Annotated in this window: 16 protein-coding genes; 15 read left to right on the top strand and 1 reads right to left on the bottom strand. The window is 61.5% G+C overall.

Going from position 1 to position 14,992, the window contains the following annotated elements:
• Nucleotides 1-70 precede the first annotated feature (70 nt).
• The 15 genes from AB0O71_RS08895 (at nt 71) to AB0O71_RS08825 (ending at nt 14,251) form a co-directional block, all read left to right on the top strand.
• Nucleotides 71-520: a hypothetical protein gene (locus AB0O71_RS08895; RefSeq protein WP_363744389.1), complete on the top strand. Its 450-nt coding sequence runs from the start codon at nt 71-73 to the stop codon at nt 518-520.
• A 152-nt stretch (nt 521-672) separates the two neighbouring features.
• Nucleotides 673-921, top strand: coding sequence for a hypothetical protein (locus AB0O71_RS08890; protein ID WP_363744387.1), 249 nt, complete (start codon nt 673-675; stop codon nt 919-921).
• An 8-nt stretch (nt 922-929) separates the two neighbouring features.
• Nucleotides 930-4,157, top strand: a complete 3,228-nt coding sequence (locus tag AB0O71_RS08885; RefSeq protein ID WP_363744385.1) for a hypothetical protein — start codon at nt 930-932, stop codon at nt 4,155-4,157.
• A gap of 11 nt (nt 4,158-4,168) precedes the next feature.
• Complete coding sequence (locus tag AB0O71_RS08880; RefSeq protein ID WP_363744383.1) at nt 4,169-5,053, top strand: hypothetical protein; 885 nt, start codon at nt 4,169-4,171, stop codon at nt 5,051-5,053.
• Complete coding sequence (locus AB0O71_RS08875) at nt 5,053-6,057, top strand: hypothetical protein (RefSeq protein WP_363744381.1); 1,005 nt, start codon at nt 5,053-5,055, stop codon at nt 6,055-6,057. The genes AB0O71_RS08880 and AB0O71_RS08875 overlap by 1 nt, the downstream gene beginning before the upstream one ends.
• A gap of 59 nt (nt 6,058-6,116) precedes the next feature.
• The gene (locus AB0O71_RS08870; protein WP_363744379.1) at nt 6,117-7,508 is read left to right on the top strand and encodes a hypothetical protein; all 1,392 of its coding nucleotides are present in this window, start codon (nt 6,117-6,119) and stop codon (nt 7,506-7,508) included.
• Nucleotides 7,509-7,525: 17 nt separating this feature from the next.
• Nucleotides 7,526-9,688 (top strand): hypothetical protein, encoded by a 2,163-nt coding sequence (locus AB0O71_RS08865; RefSeq protein ID WP_363744377.1) that lies wholly within the window; start codon nt 7,526-7,528, stop codon nt 9,686-9,688.
• A gap of 346 nt (nt 9,689-10,034) precedes the next feature.
• Nucleotides 10,035-10,787 carry a CHAP domain-containing protein gene (locus tag AB0O71_RS08860; RefSeq protein ID WP_363744375.1) on the top strand — a complete coding sequence of 251 codons (753 nt, stop codon included), beginning with the start codon at nt 10,035-10,037 and terminating at the stop codon, nt 10,785-10,787.
• A complete protein-coding gene (locus AB0O71_RS08855; RefSeq protein ID WP_363744373.1) occupies nt 10,784-10,966 on the top strand; it encodes a hypothetical protein in 183 nt (60 codons plus the stop codon). Before AB0O71_RS08860 ends, AB0O71_RS08855 begins: the two co-directional genes overlap by 4 nt.
• A gap of 9 nt (nt 10,967-10,975) precedes the next feature.
• A complete protein-coding gene (locus AB0O71_RS08850) occupies nt 10,976-11,281 on the top strand; it encodes a hypothetical protein (RefSeq protein WP_363744371.1) in 306 nt (101 codons plus the stop codon).
• A complete protein-coding gene (locus AB0O71_RS08845; protein ID WP_363744369.1) occupies nt 11,278-11,985 on the top strand; it encodes a hypothetical protein in 708 nt (235 codons plus the stop codon). Before AB0O71_RS08850 ends, AB0O71_RS08845 begins: the two co-directional genes overlap by 4 nt.
• The gene (locus AB0O71_RS08840) at nt 11,982-12,305 is read left to right on the top strand and encodes a hypothetical protein (RefSeq protein ID WP_363744367.1); all 324 of its coding nucleotides are present in this window, start codon (nt 11,982-11,984) and stop codon (nt 12,303-12,305) included. The genes AB0O71_RS08845 and AB0O71_RS08840 overlap by 4 nt, the downstream gene beginning before the upstream one ends.
• 503 nt (nt 12,306-12,808) lie before the next feature.
• Nucleotides 12,809-13,306: a hypothetical protein gene (locus tag AB0O71_RS08835; RefSeq protein ID WP_363744365.1), complete on the top strand. Its 498-nt coding sequence runs from the start codon at nt 12,809-12,811 to the stop codon at nt 13,304-13,306.
• Complete coding sequence (locus AB0O71_RS08830; protein WP_363744363.1) at nt 13,293-13,841, top strand: helix-turn-helix transcriptional regulator; 549 nt, start codon at nt 13,293-13,295, stop codon at nt 13,839-13,841. The genes AB0O71_RS08835 and AB0O71_RS08830 overlap by 14 nt, the downstream gene beginning before the upstream one ends.
• Nucleotides 13,838-14,251 carry a hypothetical protein gene (locus AB0O71_RS08825; RefSeq protein ID WP_363744361.1) on the top strand — a complete coding sequence of 138 codons (414 nt, stop codon included), beginning with the start codon at nt 13,838-13,840 and terminating at the stop codon, nt 14,249-14,251. Before AB0O71_RS08830 ends, AB0O71_RS08825 begins: the two co-directional genes overlap by 4 nt.
• Before the next feature lie 439 nt (nt 14,252-14,690).
• On the opposite strand, the gene AB0O71_RS08820 is transcribed toward AB0O71_RS08825, so the two are convergent.
• Complete coding sequence (locus tag AB0O71_RS08820; protein ID WP_363744359.1) at nt 14,691-14,936, bottom strand: hypothetical protein; 246 nt, start codon at nt 14,934-14,936, stop codon at nt 14,691-14,693.
• Between the last annotated feature and the right edge of the window lie 56 nt (nt 14,937-14,992).

The following is a 14,992-nucleotide window of genomic DNA, read 5'->3' as shown; positions in this document are numbered from 1 at the left end:
GCTTTGCGGACCCGCGCCGGGGGTTTCCCCTTTCCACGGTCCGCACACACCCACGACGAAAGGTCCGCACATGGCCACCAAGAAGACAACCCCACAGGCAGAGAACGTCGCCGAAGACGTCGCCGCTCCCACCGCAGAAGAGATCCTCGAGGCCGAAGCCGAGACCAACGATCTCCTCGCAGACCTGCCGAAGCTTCGCCAGCCGCACGAACTGCGTCTCGCAGCGCGGAACAAGATCAAGACGATCCGGATGGATCACGGCCGCAACCTCGCCAAGATTGTCGGCGATGTGAAGGACGGGGCGAAGATCTCCGACCTCCCCGAGGCCACCGCCGTCGAGTACATGAAGCACATGATGCGCGTGCAGGAGGCCGTCGACGAGTTCGCTGAGTCCATCGCGATCGACGTTCCCGGCTACATCGAGTGGTCGAACAAGAACGCCGACGACTATGCACCGTTCATCGCTCTCCTGATGCGCTACGCGGACGCAGCGGGGGAATCGAACGGCTCTGCGAGCTGATTGACGAATACGACCATCACCCGGAGTATCCCGGGTCGCTAAGTGCTGATCTCGACCAGTTCCACCACGGCCTCAAACTCGCCGATGTGTGGGCTGGTCGGGTCAGTGCGCAGCACGTAATCGTCCTCGCAGGGCACCTCCAACTCAATCCGATGTCTCGCTGCCGAATGATCTCGCTCGGCGGCGACGCCCGCTGGATCGGGTGGGACTCCAATTCCGAGCTCGCGGCTTCACAGCACGACCTCATTCACCAACTCGCTGCCGGTGACAAGTTCACGGAGTCCGACCGTTACCCGCGTCCCGGCCACGCCCCGAAGCACGCCGATGAGGCGGGCGAACTCTTCGCGCCAACTCTCGCGGACTTCAACGTGCCTGCCTTCATGCAGGTCATCAACTCGTAGGAGGAACAATGGCCGCTCCCTCCCTGGGAAAACGAGCCGGAACGATGCACGTTCGGGTCCTCCCGAACACGAAGCACTTCCCGCGCGAACTCAAGCAGCAGTTGCAGCGCATCGAGAAGTCGATGCCTCCGCTGACTGTCGAGATCACCAAGGCCAAAGTTCATACGCAGAAGATCAAGCGGTCGATCCAGGCTCAGCTCGCTTCGGTACGAGATCTCGAGGTGAAGGTCGATACCAAGGTCGACGCGGTCAACGCTTCCAGGTCGATCGAGAAGCTCACCAAGGACAAGCGGATCGAGCTCCTTCCGGAACTTGACAAGGCCATGCTTGGCCGAGTCGGGAAGCAGGTCGATCAGGCAATCTCTGGCATCGAAGCGAAGATCACACCCTTCGTCGATGACGATGGGGTCCGGGCAAAGGTCTACGAACTCACCAACGAATTGAAGAAGCTCGAGAAGGACCTGCACATTTCGGTCCTGTCCGAAGAGCAGCGCGCGGTGATCCGTCATCGCATTCACCAGATCGGTGAAGAGCTCGACGACATGGCGAAGGACCGTACGGTCCACCTCGACATCAACCCGTTCACTGCGTGGGCGTCCGCTCGGCTTGCATGGCTGAGCCGCCCACGAGTCGTCGAGATCATTCCTCGCGTGTCGAAGGCCGCATTGACGAAGGCGGTGACCGCTCTCGCCGCGCTCTCCGGCGCTCGGCTCTCATACGACTACTTCAAGCGGTTCTCGGACTGGATGAGCGAGATCGACAAGAAGCTGCCCGGTCTCACGTTCGGTGTCACGGGTATCACGACCGCATTCTCGGGCCTGATGGGCGTACTTTCGGGCATCGTCGGCATCGGCGACGGCCTGGCAGCGACACTTCCATCGCTCCTCCTGCTCCCCGGGCTGCTCGCAGGTGCGGTGATGTCGGGCGTCGCATTGTTCGTCGCGCTGAGGGACGCGAAGGACGAGCTCGCAGAGCTGGGTGACTCCTACCGGAACCTCGGCGACATCATCACCACGAATTTCTGGGATGAAGCCCGACAGCCAATCATCGAGTTCTCGAACTCGATCATGCCGCAGCTCGAGAGGTCGTTCGAGAAGACCTCATCCGCGATTGGTCGCTTCACCGCGAACCTCGCCCGGTCATTCCAGCAGGAGTTCGACAATGGGCGCCTCGAGGCCATGTTCGACGGCCTCGCCGCTTCGTGGGACGTTCTCGCGACCGGGACCGATGCATTCGCCGGAGCAATCACGAATCTCGGCCTGGTGGCCGCACGCTACATGCCGCGCCTCGCGTCCTGGTTCGTGCGCCTCGCGGACACGTTTGATAACTGGCTCTCTGACGTCGCGACCGACGGCCGTCTCGATGAGTGGATCGAGGAGTCGATCGACGCGTTCTACGCATTGTGGGACGTTGCTGCGGCGACGACTGGCATCTTCCAAGGCCTGTGGAAGGCCGCCGAAGCTGCAGGCTCAGGGGGCCTTCGAGGCTTCGCCGACATGCTTCTCGACTGGGAGAAGGCAATCAACGGCGCCAAGTGGCAGGACACCCTCGTCGCGATGTTCCGTGGCGCTGGCGTCGCAATGGACGGCTTCGGAGAGGGTCTCGAGCGCGTCGGCGACTTGCTGTACACACAACGAGATGCCATCGAGTACTTCATGGGCACCGCGGGACAGGCGCTCGGCGATTTTCTCGGCGACATCGCTGATGCGCTCTCGCGGCCTGCCGTCGCTGACGGCCTCACGGGGTTCATCGATGGGGTAAAGAGCGGGCTCGACGCGCTCGAACCAGCACTCGGACCGATGGCAGATGCCTTCGGTGATCTGGCGGACTTCGCAGGTGATCTCGCGGAGGCTGTTGGCCCGGTGCTGCAGACCGCGCTCGAAACCGCGTCAGGAATTGTGAGCAACCTCCTCGACAGCTTCAAGGACCACGACGTCGTCAAGCGCCTTGCTGACGCATTCGACGAATTCCTCAAATCTGATGCCGGACCCGTTCTGGAAGACCTCGCCAGCGCCATCGGGGAGGACCTGGTACCAGCACTCGTCGAGCTAACTGAGAGCGGACTTCCCGCGCTCGGAACGCTCATCGAACTTCTCGGCCCGCTCGCCAGCGGAATGGTGGAAGAAGCGTCCGACAGTATCAGTGGTCTGGCTGGCGCGTTCGAGAAGTTGAGCGACATCATGAGCTTGTTCGGTGACGATCCGAATGAGGGAACTGGCTCTGCCGACTGGATTAATGAGGCCAATGACGCGGTCCAGGAACTACTCTCCGCCCTCAATCCCCTAGCGGGAGTACTGTCTGATTTCGGGTTCTCTCTCAACGACTTCACTGATTCGCTTGGAGAGTATTTCAGCGGGGCAGTGGAGGCGCTTGACGAGTTCCTTATCGGGCTCGCTGTGGGCATTGCCGAGGCGCTCCTGTGGCTCAATTCGCTCCCGGGAGAGATCACCTCGATCTTCACCGATACGGGCGTATGGCTACTCAATCAGGGCTCCGAGATCATCGGCGGCCTTCAACTTGGAGCGACGAGCGCGTGGGTGTCAACCGTACTCTGGCTCTCGCGCATTCCGAACCAAGTAATTTCGTTCTTCACTAACGCAGGCTCATGGCTTGTATCGAGAGGCAGCGAGATCATCAGCGGGCTGCAGTCTGGTGCCACTTCTGCCTGGGTCTCAGTCGTTATCTGGTTCGCCGGTTTGCCGAGTCGGGTGACGTCCTTCTTCGACGGGGTGGGCAGTTGGCTCTACAGTTCCGGCGTCGCACTGCTCGAGGGTTTCGGCAACGGGGTCCAAGCGGCAATCGCATCAGTAGCGCTCAAAGTGTCGGCCGCCGTGGCGAACCTTCGCGGCCTGTTCCCGAACAGCCCCGCAAAATGGGGTCCGTTCTCGGGGCGCGGATGGGTGTCGTACTCGGGTAAGGCCGTTGGCCAGACCTTCGGTGACTCCATCGCGTCTGCACTGAACGGTTCCAAGTCGAAGGTCGCTCGGTCTCTCACCGGGATCCGGGGAGAGTTCTCGTCGCTCTCAGGTGACGTCTCCGGAATGAACTTCGATGTCGCCGGGCAGTACGCGGTCGACCGTGCGCACGCAGCGCGTCTGAGCAGCACGGTCACGCCTATCTCGAGCGGCACCACCGCCGGCGCGACGAACGTGACGGCGAACTTCATTCAGCCCGAGCAGCGTGAGCAGTTCCGAGAGTTCTCTTCGGTGATGCAGCGCGAGCTCAGAAAAGTGTAGGAGGGCCGCACATGTGGTCATTGCAGCATGAGGACACAGTCTTCTCGTTTGACCACGTGGCGGTCACTTCCGTCGAGATCGGGGGGAAGGTGTATCGCGTCGACGATACGCCCAACCCTCGATCCGACGGCGTCGCGTTCGGCCAAGACTTCGCGGATCCCGGCGACATTCAGTTCCAGTTGTTGCTCACGTTCCAGACCGTCAAGAATCTGGGTCTGCAGCGGGCGATGTTGAAAGAGGCAGCCGAGGGCTTCCTGCTGGCATGGGATGCCCTTGAGCTCCGAAAAGTCACGGGTGCGGTGGGTGAACTCACCATCCCATCAGTCGGGCTCTTCGAGGGGCGACCTCGACGGGCCGAGTGGGACTGGTCCACGTTCGGCCTCGGCTACCTCATCGGCACAGCCACCTTCATCCGTTCGTCACCCGTCACCTACGTCGTTGAACCGGATGGCTCTACTTGGCATGAGGCTGGGGTGGGCATCGTGCCGCCGGCCGTGCGTTCAGGGTGGACGTTCCCGCTCGTCTTTCCGGTCCAGAATCTTGAACCAGCCGTGCGAGCCACGTGGTTCGACGTCGGCGGCGATACCGACGCTTCGTGCATCGTCTCACTACAAGGTCCCATTCAGGCGCGCGCAGAACTTGAGATCACGGACGGCTTCAAACTCATCACGAATCGGTCGCTCGCATACGACGAGATCGCTGTCGCAGACGCGCGTCCTGGACGGATGACTCTCATGGTCAACGGTGAACCGAACAATTTCCTCGCTCCGACGAGCTCGCTGTTGTCGGAGTTATCTCTCACCCCCGGACCGCACCAGGTGAGTCTTCGGGGGATCTCACCTCAGGGGACCGCTCGCGCACAGGTGCGGTGGCGAAACACGAAAGCAGGTATCTGATGGCCAGTACTAGTGGATGGGCAATTGATGGCCCCGTCAAGACACCGGTCGAGGACGCGCGTCGGCTGACCTATGGCCTGTCGGGCGATGCTCACGGGGTGGCCAGTCTGTCGGATCTGATTACGCGCCCCACGAATCCCACCGGCGGTGCCGTGCAGGTCTCCCCCGGTTCGTGCTTGATCAAATCGCGATACTCCGATGGGCAGACCTATCTCGCCTCACTGAACGAGGCTACGACGCTCGCGGTAACTCCCACCCCATCAGGATCGGGGCGAACCGATCTCGTCGTGTTCGAGGTCCTAGACCCGTGGGCACAGAACTCTCCGGTTCCCGAACCCTTGGACCCGGAAACGTTCGAGTTCTTCAAATTGCACGTCATCGAGGGCGTGCCGGCAGGCATCAACGTAAAGCACTTGCATCAGGTCCCCGGCTACGCCAACCGCACAGGCCTGGTGCTGTCGCGTCTTACAATCCCCGCGAATCGTGGTGACGTGCAGTCCTCAATGATCTCTAGAATCGCTGGCCCCCACACTCCGAAGGAGCTCACTCGCGTTCTGTACTACTCGCTTTCCGGGAGCGAGGTTGAACTGATCACGAGCACTTCGGAGGGTGGGCAGACTTGGCCGACTCAGGCTGAGGATGCCGGTGAACTAGGTCTGGACATTCCTGAGTGGGCGACGCACGCTGAAACACAGGCAGCTTTCTACGGAGTCATTTACCCGGGTGGGAACGCACGCGGCATGTTGTGGCTGCAGTTAGCCCAGACAGTAAATCCGAACAACGTGAAATCTCAGACGACGAGTTGGGACAGTGACGGGGAGTCCAATGCGCACCGAGTGACGCTCGGGCTCGCTGACACCATTGCCATCCCGCAGGAGCTTCGAGGGACCCGTCAGAAGATTTTTCCCCGGGCGCGACGAACGGCTGGCACCAATACAACGACTGCGCGACTGAATGCTACGTCGAGCATCGCGATCACGGTGACATTCCAGGAGCGAGGCTAATGCGATTCGCGCTGCAGCGCTACGGAACATGGCGATGGCTTAACTATGAGGCGCCTCTCGTGACTCAAGATGGTCCCGAGTGGGCGCTCGGCGCGTACGGGATCATGGCGGCCACGGTTCCTGCTCCCGCATCACACCGCATTTTGGCCGACGACGGACGGCCCATGTTCGAAGAGTGGAGCACGTTCGTGCACGCCGAGATCGACGATCCGGGCCGCGTGCGCCGCATCTGGACTGGGATCGTTGCGGAGGCGACTCTCAGCGCTGCAGGGTGGGATCTGACGATCATCGAGGCGATCGGCTATCTCAAGGGCACACCGTTCGAGGGCCTTATCCGAGGGGTGCGGGACGATCCCGCCGTGCTCGCAAGGCAACTCCTGAACGACATCCAGTCTTGGGAGAATGCCTGGTTTGGGTGCACGGTTGAAGGGTCGACGCCGGTTCGACTCGGCTCCGATCTTGACGACCGCATCGCGGCGGCTCGAGCCAGTATGGATGCGCGTCGCCGGACTCTCGATACATTCTCGAAGTCGAAATCGAAGGCAACGAGCGGTCTCCAGAACCTCGATTCGACGCTGGCGGACGACGTCGCACAGGCTCGTGCACTCGTCACCCATGCACAGTCCCTCGTAACGTCGCTCATCAGCACCAACGCGCCATCAGAGCAGGTAGAGCAGGCGCGGCAGACGCTCGCGCAACGCAAGGCCGAGCACCAGCAGGCGCTTGCCGGTTACAACGCAGAAATCGCAGCAGGCCGCGCCGCACTTGCGAACGCCCGAAAGACGAAGGACGAAGCGCAGAAAGCCTACGACGCCGCCAAGAAGGCGTACGACGCGTTGAAAGAACAGCAGCAAGACGGGGCCGGCGCTTACACGATCGACGGCGACGACCTCCCGGACGCCTACACCGCTCTGCAGGATCTTTGCCGAACGGCGGGCGTCGAGTGGTCGACCGTCACCCGCTACTCGCAGGGCGCTCCCGATCTCGCGATCAAGGTGCACTATCCGCGAGCTGGCGGGCGCCGAAACGATCTTGTATTCGACACAGCCGTAAACATCGTCGACGCGCTCGAGCTGGATCGGCTCGATTACTACAACGCCGCAGCCGGTATCGGCGCCGGCGAAGGGTCCAAGGCGATCCGGGAGTCAATGAGTGTGCGCGCGAGCCGGATGCGTCGCACGGCAAAAGTTGATGATCGGTCAGCGAAAACGTCGGCGCAGATGCGCGCTCTCATGCGGAGAGTGCTCGCCGAAAGCACCGGCGGGCTATTCCCGACAGAGATCAACGTCCGAGATCACCCGAACTGTCGTATCGGCTCGTGGAACGTCGGAGACATGATCCAAATCTCAGGTGTCACAACGATCGGCACCAGATGGTCGGGGCTTGCCCGCATCGAATCGTGGTCGTGGCCATCACAGAACCGGGCGCGCATACGGCTTGCGCCCGCCTAGCAGTAGAGAGGGTCATCATGACGAGCAAGGATGAGCGCAAGCTCGCGCGGACAATCGTCGATCTCGAGCGTCGGCTCAACGCCTCACGAGCTAAGCAGCTTCCATTCACATCAGTTGCACTCGATGACGGCACAGAACAGGGTATTGCCGATGGTGTGGCTGCGGGGCGCGACGCCTACCACATCGCCGCGGAACATGACGGGACGCTCACTGACATCGGAGACATCTCGGATGCGTCGGCAGTTGAGTCGACATTCCTCCCCGAACGTCTCGCTATCGTCGATGGCAGCGCCGATGCGGCGTTCGACCTCAGCCTGATCGCGGCGGGGCGCGTTGGCGAAGCGCTCACCGCGGCGAACGAAGCTGCAGCGGCGGCAGCCGGCGTCTCCGAACTTGCGGAGGGAGCAAGGACAGCGGCAAATGCCGCACAAACAGTCGCGGAAGCCGCGAGCACGTCAGCGGCGCAGGCCAAAGCCGAAGCGGAACAAGCGTCCGCGGACGCAACATCGAAGGCCGCAGCAGCCGAGGCAGCGGCGAAGGAATATGCGACAGCGCAGGCGGCCGCTGCCGAGAGCGCGGCGAAGGCCGCAGCGTCGGACGATGCGACCGCGAAGGCGCAAGCCGCCGAGGATGCGGCGAAGCTCGCCGCCGCTGCTGATGCGAAGGCGAAGGCCGATGCGGCGCAGGCCGCCGCGGAAGCGAAGGCGGCATCGGCTCAGAGCACGGCGGTCGGCGCCGCCTCAGCAGCAGCCGACGCGACTGCTCGGGCGAACGCGGTGCGCGAGCTCGCACTGCAGAACACCCGGTACCGGCAGGTCGACGGCGGGAACATCGAGCCGGCCGAGCCTGAGGGCGGGTTCCGAATCAATGCGCAGCGCGTGAAAGTCAACGCGAGCGGGCAGCCGTACCAGATCGACCGGTGGTCGGGCACGGGATGGGTGCGCGATCAGGTGCTCGCCGACCAGATTCTCGTGCCTGACGAGAACGGAACGGTCGCGATCGGGAATGCTCGGATTGTTGCGCCGACGGTCATCGGTGGCGAGTTTTTCGGTAACCGGTTCGAGGGCAGCGAGCTCACGCTCTCATCTGTCACATCTATGTCGCAGGTTCTGTACGACAACTGCGAGGTTGTCGGGACGTGGGAGCGATACGACGGGAGCGCTGTTCTCACGAGAACGGCCGCGCAGAAAAAGGCCGGCTCATATTCGATGCTTGGTTACCCGAGCGTTGGCAGTACTGGTGCGAAGTATGGCACGCGCCGGTTCACTCAAGTTGCCTTCCCCCGAGGCGGGCGAATGACGGTTTGGGTATACGTGACGGTTGCAGCGTCGGTCGCGGCTGGGGTTGAGTATTCAGAAACTCGCGTTTCGGTACCCGCGAACACGTGGACCGAACTTGTGTACAGCATTCCCGCTGGCACGGTTGCCGACAAAGCCTATGTGCACTCGTTCGCTAGCGGAAACCTGTACATCGACGAACTACGCATCGTCGCATATGACGCACTGAGCGGTGTAGCAGCGATCACGCGCGAAATTGACGGATCAGCATCGGTAAAAAGCGTCGGCGCGAATGGTGACGCGGTACGGCTCACCGATGGGAGGCTTGAGCTTGAAACCGCGTTCGGGCAAGCCTCACTGAGAACCGAGAGGATTTCATCGAGCCCGAGGACACGACTCAGTTTCGTCTCCCCCGTTGCGGGCGAACAGTCTCCTATGGCTTACATGGCGGCTAGCGAGAGCTCTGTCTCGTTTCTCGCGATCTCGTCGCCGACGTCACCCGGAACGGGCAGGCAGACTGGCCTAAGCCTGACGCTCGACAAAGCAACGATGTACGGCGACACGGAGTTTCTGGGCTCTGTGAAGTTCCAGGGCGATACCGACTGGGCGTCGCTTCCGATCTCGGGCGGAACGGGAACGATGGAGTGGCGCATCTACCTGGGAGAAGTGAAGTTCCGGTTCTCGCTCGGGCTCACGAACTCTCTGGCAGTCGGGGCAGTGATTCAGGGAATCAGCACACTCCCGGCCGCAGCGGTCCCGGCCGTACCTACACCCTTCCTGGTGAACGTGAATAGCACGTACGGAGGGTCAGGCATCGCGCATTCGGGTGGGCGAATTGATATTCGAAACACGGGCACCGTTACAGCTGCGTCTGTTGCTGGCAGTGGGTCGTGGTTCCGATGAAAAAGAACTTGGGGGCGAGATGACGTATCTAACTCAGGCAGCCATTGCGGCGGATCAGCAGCTCCTTCTTCGGGTGACGGCGTGTGCCGCTGCGAAGGGTGCGAGCGATCCAGCGTTCTGGGCGCAGTCTCATGTGTGGCAGCTGTCTGCTCAACCTGGCTGGGATGCGGCGTACGCGTATGCGATCGCGCATGGCGTCGAAAGGCCGGGCGCTGATGAGTCTGTGATCGGTGATGGCATGATCCTGGCAGCCGTTCAGTTGTTGCGTCCACCACCCGACACTACTGATTCGCCCATGAGCCCCGCTGAGTAGCGGGGCTTTTCTATTCCCACGGAAGGGGAACCAATGGCGCAATCACTCGAGCAGTACATCGCCTCGGTGCGCTCCCGCTTCATCGACGTCGACGGCTGGTTCGGTGCGCAGTGCTGGGACCAATGGTCTCACTACGCGACGAACTTCATCGGCGTACCAGCGCTCACCACGTGGGCCGATGCCGGCGGCAGCAACCCGCACTCCGGGTACGCCTGCAACGTGCACCACAACGCGCACGCCGCCGGCCTTGGCCGGTGGTTCGAGATCCTGCCCGCGTCGGCGACTCCTCGCGCGGGCGATGTCGCGTTCTGGGAGTACGGCTCCGCCTGGTACCCGTGGTCGCACGTCGCGACCGTGCTCAACGTCGTGAACGGCGGGCGGATGCTGCGGTGCCTGACTCAGAACCCGGGGGCCGTGCAGATCGCGGACCTCATCACGAACGGAATCATCGGCTACCTGCGGCCGCGGATTCTCAGCGTCGGCGCCGTCGACGCGAGCAAGACCCCCACCCTCACCAACTCCCAGAAGGAGGACTCCATGTCCGCGAACATCGGCGCCTACATCGTCACCGACTTCACCAAGCCGCTCCCCGCCGCAGAGAAGCGACTCTGCGTGATCTTCAACTCCGACTCAGGCTTCTACACGATGTTCTCCGGCGTCAAGCAGGAATACATCAACGAGCAGTCCCGCCTCTACGGAGTGACCCGGAACTTCGGGAAGATCGGGAAAGCGCAGTGGGAGACGTACGACAAGCCCGCACTCGATCGAATCCAGCGGCGCGGATGATGGACGCGATCGCGCCGATGCTGGTCGCGATCGCAGCCTCCGGCGTCATCTTCACACCGGTCATCCTCGTCGGCCTCGCGCTCGAACAAGACCGGAAGGAACGTCGCGGCCATGGACGTTCGCCGAACGACCGGGCCGACACGGCTTCGCCCGATCCCGGTCGGTGGCCCAACACGTAGGAGACCTGTATGGAAATAGCAGGCATGGTCGGGGGCTGGGGATTGGCGATCGTCCTGGCCCTCATCGCTCTCCTGCCCCGCAAGGGAACGATCGAGAACACCCGCCTGGACCAACTGCAAGAAGACCTCGCGGCGGAACGCGCGGAACGCAAAGAACTATCCACTCGGCTCGACGTCGTCGATAAGAAGCTGGATCGATACCGGACGCGCGACATCGCCTGGATGCGCCATTACGCGATGATCCAGCACGGCGTTGAGACCGGAACAATCCCACCCTGGCCGGACCTGCCTGAAGCGTTGAGGAGCGACCATTGAGTAACCCAGACGAACTTCTGAAAGCTGCGCAGCGGGAACGTCAACGCGTGATCATCGCATTCACACTGGTCCTTGCATCGATCGTTGTCGCGATGGGTGCGGGCTGGATCACCGCGTGGAACGGGCGCGAGGCCTGGCATGAGCAGTCGATCTCGTGGCAGGACCGCTACGTGGAACTGTATGACGAGTTTACGAAGGAGACCGGTGAGGAACCTGCAGCGCCGGACCCAGCCGAGGTGGCGAGTGAGTCGCCGGATCCGGCCGCCGACGCGACGGGTGCCGCCGGCCCTCCGGGACCTGTTGGGCCATCCGGTCCGGCGGGCGCGAACGGCAAGGACGCATCGAGCTCGCAGATTGCTTCTGCGGTGTCCGCGTTCTGCCTCCCAATCGTTTGCGTGGGGCCCGTGGGAGAGGACGGTGCGACGGGTGACCCCGGTGCACCCGGCCTGAACGGAGCACCAGGCGAAGACTCCACCACTCCGGGGCCTCAGGGCGCGCCGGGTCCGCAAGGTGCCCCCGGTCCTGCAGGCGAACCCGGAGCGACCGGACCACAAGGCCCAGCCGGGTCCGCCGGCAAAGACGGCCGCGGCATACAAACCCTCACCTGCGACGACGCCGGCACCTGGCAAGTCACATTTACCGACGGCACCACCGCATCCGCTGGTGCCTGCCGAACCATCATTCCCCCAGAGGAGCAAACATGAACACCCAGACCAAGACCGACCGGAAGAACCAGGACCGGCGCACCATCATGGCTGCGCTCGTCGCTGTGCTCGTCGCTCGCCTCGTCGCGACGATTCCCATGCTCGCCGCAGCTCTCGCATGGGTCGATGGTGTCATCTCAGATGCCGGCATCATCTCGGTTCCCGCGCTCGCCCTGCTGCAGGCCGTCGTGATCGCCGCGGTGATCCTCATCTACCAGCGCGTTGCCCAATGGCTAGGCGATCGCTGGCCGAGCGTCGAGAAGCTGATGCTCGGTTCAGACGCGCGCCCCCACTACACACCCCGCTACGCGAACTCCTGAGCTTACTCATGCCCCCATCTGACCTCCGGGTCGGGTGGGGGCTTTTCGTCGTACCCGTTCCCAGTCCGGCGATCCTGGCGGGTACCCGTTCGCGTCGACCGTGTCAGGTCCGCGTTGCCTGGTTTTCGCGATCTCGGCGCGTGCTGGCAGGTCCGGGTTTCTGCTGGGCCACGGCACAGCGGCTTCGGCTTCTTCTTTGGTGGGGTAGAGGCCGATCATGCGCTGCTTATGCCTGACCGGATTCCAAGAACTCAAAATGAACCGTGCTTGTCCGTCACTGTCACGCATCCCACGAATCACAGCCTTCGGATACTGAGCGAACTCACGCATCACGATCCACTCATCCGACGCTACCTGAATCAGATTCGACCGCTCCATGCTCACCACCATTCGAAAGTATGTTCGAATAATGGTAGCTGAATGGCCCTGGTCTCGCAGGTTACCAACCTAGTACGATTCGATGAAAGTGCTACGAGTGTATGCGGAGTTTAGGATTGTCTAAAGTGGATCGACTATTGTTGGTGGACGGACGGGTCCACGAGATCACGTGCGCCGTACTTGCTGACGGCATCACGTCTCCAGTGGTCGATTTGTTGGAGCAGCTAGACGCTAAGTCCTGGCCGGCTCCTGGCATAACCGTTTTCCCCGATGAGTACCAGGTGAAGATGAAGAGTCGTTTTCTCGCGCAGGCTGAACACCTGGCGGAATTTGGTGACCTCGAAACCCCATATAACCGACTCGAAGAAGGCATCTGGGAGTTCAAAATTGAGACTTTGCGTGTCTCGTTCTTTGACACTCCTGGTGATGGGACCTTCGAGCCAAAATTCGGCACCGATCACACACAATGGGATGGGAAGACGAAAGCAATTCTTCCGGAGGATTTCGATGAGTTCATCCGTGTAGGCCACTATTTCCCGAAAACTGGGGAATGGGCTACGCAAGAAGACATTGACCGGTCAATTGAAGTTAGAGCGGAGGATCTTTCTCATGACACAAATTGAGAAACGAGTTTCACTCGTAGATCTTGAGCAGAGGACAGTTGAAGGTCAGCGTGAGATGGCCGCAGCTCGGGCTGAGGTCCGCGTTGGGCATCTCCTCAAGAAGGCCTTCCGTGTTACTGGACTATCGCAGAAGACTCTTGCTGAACGCCTTGGCGTTACTGAGGGTCGGGTCTCCCAGGTCCTCAACGCAGATGGCGCGCTTCGAGTTGCAACGGCCGCGCGTTACTTGCGCGCTATGGGATATCTCCTCGAGCTGGAGGCTGAACCTGCTGACGACGGCGCACCGAGCCTCAAAGCCAAACGCGCTCGCGATCGGAGGCATAAAGAGCTTTTCGCTTTTGTCCAGAGCGAGGATACCGGCGCAACGAGTAATGCTGTGCTGATCACAGAATCCGATTCGATCGCCGCGGTAGAGATGGCAAAGATGGTTCCTGTTGTAGACGCCTCAGTGTTCGGGAACGTTCGCAATGCGAACATCGGGGGCACGCACTATTCACTCACTAAATCTCCCTTGTCGGGAAGGTCCGTATCTTGAAACTCAATACCGTATTCCTTGCAGATCATGGAAGCGTCCGGGAAGGGACGCTAGGCGTGTTAGGCGGATTCGTAAATCAGCTCCATCGTGGAGAATTTCCCGCGTCAATGGGCGTAGATTTGGTAGCCATCGCGACGACAGTGTCTGAAGAGATTGGTGAAGGCGAGGCCACTGACGCATTCCACTTCTGGTGCGGGGAGCCTGGCGTGGACGAGCCGCTATTCGAGGGGCGCGGAGAAATTGTGTCCACCTTTGGGCATGGTCGGCAGACCCATTTCCCGATGGTCTTTGATCTTCGAAACGCGATGATTCCTAACCCCGGACAGTTCATCATTAACTTCAGACTCAACGACGGCGAAGTCCACTCGTTCCCTTTCTGGGCTGAGACGCCGCCAACTCAAGCAGGCTGAGTAACATCGAGGCTGGGGGCATTTCGCTTCAAAAGTGCGCCCCCGGACTTTCACCCGGTCGCATCGTGGGCATTCCCACCATCACTTCCAGGGGATTATGGCGGTGCTGTCGCCGGACAGTGCTACTCCCAAGGCAGCTGTTCGGGGAGTGCCTGCAGTATCCGCACCATCCCGCAGTCGGTATCAACGCAGCGAACAGTGTCCCCTACTCGTTTAGCGGGACCACCACACGCGACGCACACGTACATGAAGACACGGTACATCGGCGGGCGCACGAACAGAGTCTGCTCATGCTTCCCACCCCTGCACACGAAAGGACCCCGGGATGGGGTGAAAGGCGTGAGTACTTGGCACGTGTATGTATCAGTTCTCTGGCGAGATGACGCGTGCAGATGCCATATCGGAGCCGTAAACGTTAACTAATGGTGCAGGGCGTGAGTTAACTTTCACCCTCGTAGCATTCCCGGATCAGGGCCAGCACCGCGTCGGCCGCACACTCCGCTTCCTGGTCCGCATAAGACCTACTGTCGTCGAACGTCTCACCGTTGGGGAACCCATCAAGCGCTTGATTAACCGCCGCCGCGATTTCGTCTCTGCTGGGTAGCTGCTCCACCGCTCCTGCGTACCCGTCGATGAACGCTTGCTGCACATACTTCGGCGACACGGTGCCGTCCATGCGCGGCAAGAAATGATCCTCCGCCGCAACTTTCGCTACCTCCCACGGGTCAACCCCACCAAGGG

Source organism: Leucobacter sp. NPDC077196 (assembly GCF_040687075.1).
Classification (GTDB): Bacteria; Actinomycetota; Actinomycetes; order Actinomycetales; family Microbacteriaceae; genus Leucobacter.
This window is presented reverse-complemented; position numbering and strand designations above follow the sequence as displayed.

Excerpts from the sequence above, each read along its gene's own strand:
- AB0O71_RS08895 (WP_363744389.1), top strand. The coding sequence starts at position 71 with ATGGCCACCAAGAAGACAACCCCACAGGCAGAGAACGTCGCCGAAGAC.
- AB0O71_RS08890 (WP_363744387.1), top strand. The coding sequence starts at position 673 with ATGTCTCGCTGCCGAATGATCTCGCTCGGCGGCGACGCCCGCTGGATC.
- AB0O71_RS08885 (WP_363744385.1), top strand. The coding sequence starts at position 930 with ATGGCCGCTCCCTCCCTGGGAAAACGAGCCGGAACGATGCACGTTCGG.
- AB0O71_RS08880 (WP_363744383.1), top strand. The coding sequence starts at position 4,169 with ATGTGGTCATTGCAGCATGAGGACACAGTCTTCTCGTTTGACCACGTG.
- AB0O71_RS08875 (WP_363744381.1), top strand. The coding sequence starts at position 5,053 with ATGGCCAGTACTAGTGGATGGGCAATTGATGGCCCCGTCAAGACACCG.
- AB0O71_RS08865 (WP_363744377.1), top strand. The coding sequence starts at position 7,526 with ATGACGAGCAAGGATGAGCGCAAGCTCGCGCGGACAATCGTCGATCTC.
- AB0O71_RS08860 (WP_363744375.1), top strand. The coding sequence starts at position 10,035 with ATGGCGCAATCACTCGAGCAGTACATCGCCTCGGTGCGCTCCCGCTTC.
- AB0O71_RS08855 (WP_363744373.1), top strand. The coding sequence starts at position 10,784 with ATGATGGACGCGATCGCGCCGATGCTGGTCGCGATCGCAGCCTCCGGC.
- AB0O71_RS08850 (WP_363744371.1), top strand. The coding sequence starts at position 10,976 with ATGGAAATAGCAGGCATGGTCGGGGGCTGGGGATTGGCGATCGTCCTG.
- AB0O71_RS08840 (WP_363744367.1), top strand. The coding sequence starts at position 11,982 with ATGAACACCCAGACCAAGACCGACCGGAAGAACCAGGACCGGCGCACC.
- AB0O71_RS08830 (WP_363744363.1), top strand. The coding sequence starts at position 13,293 with ATGACACAAATTGAGAAACGAGTTTCACTCGTAGATCTTGAGCAGAGG.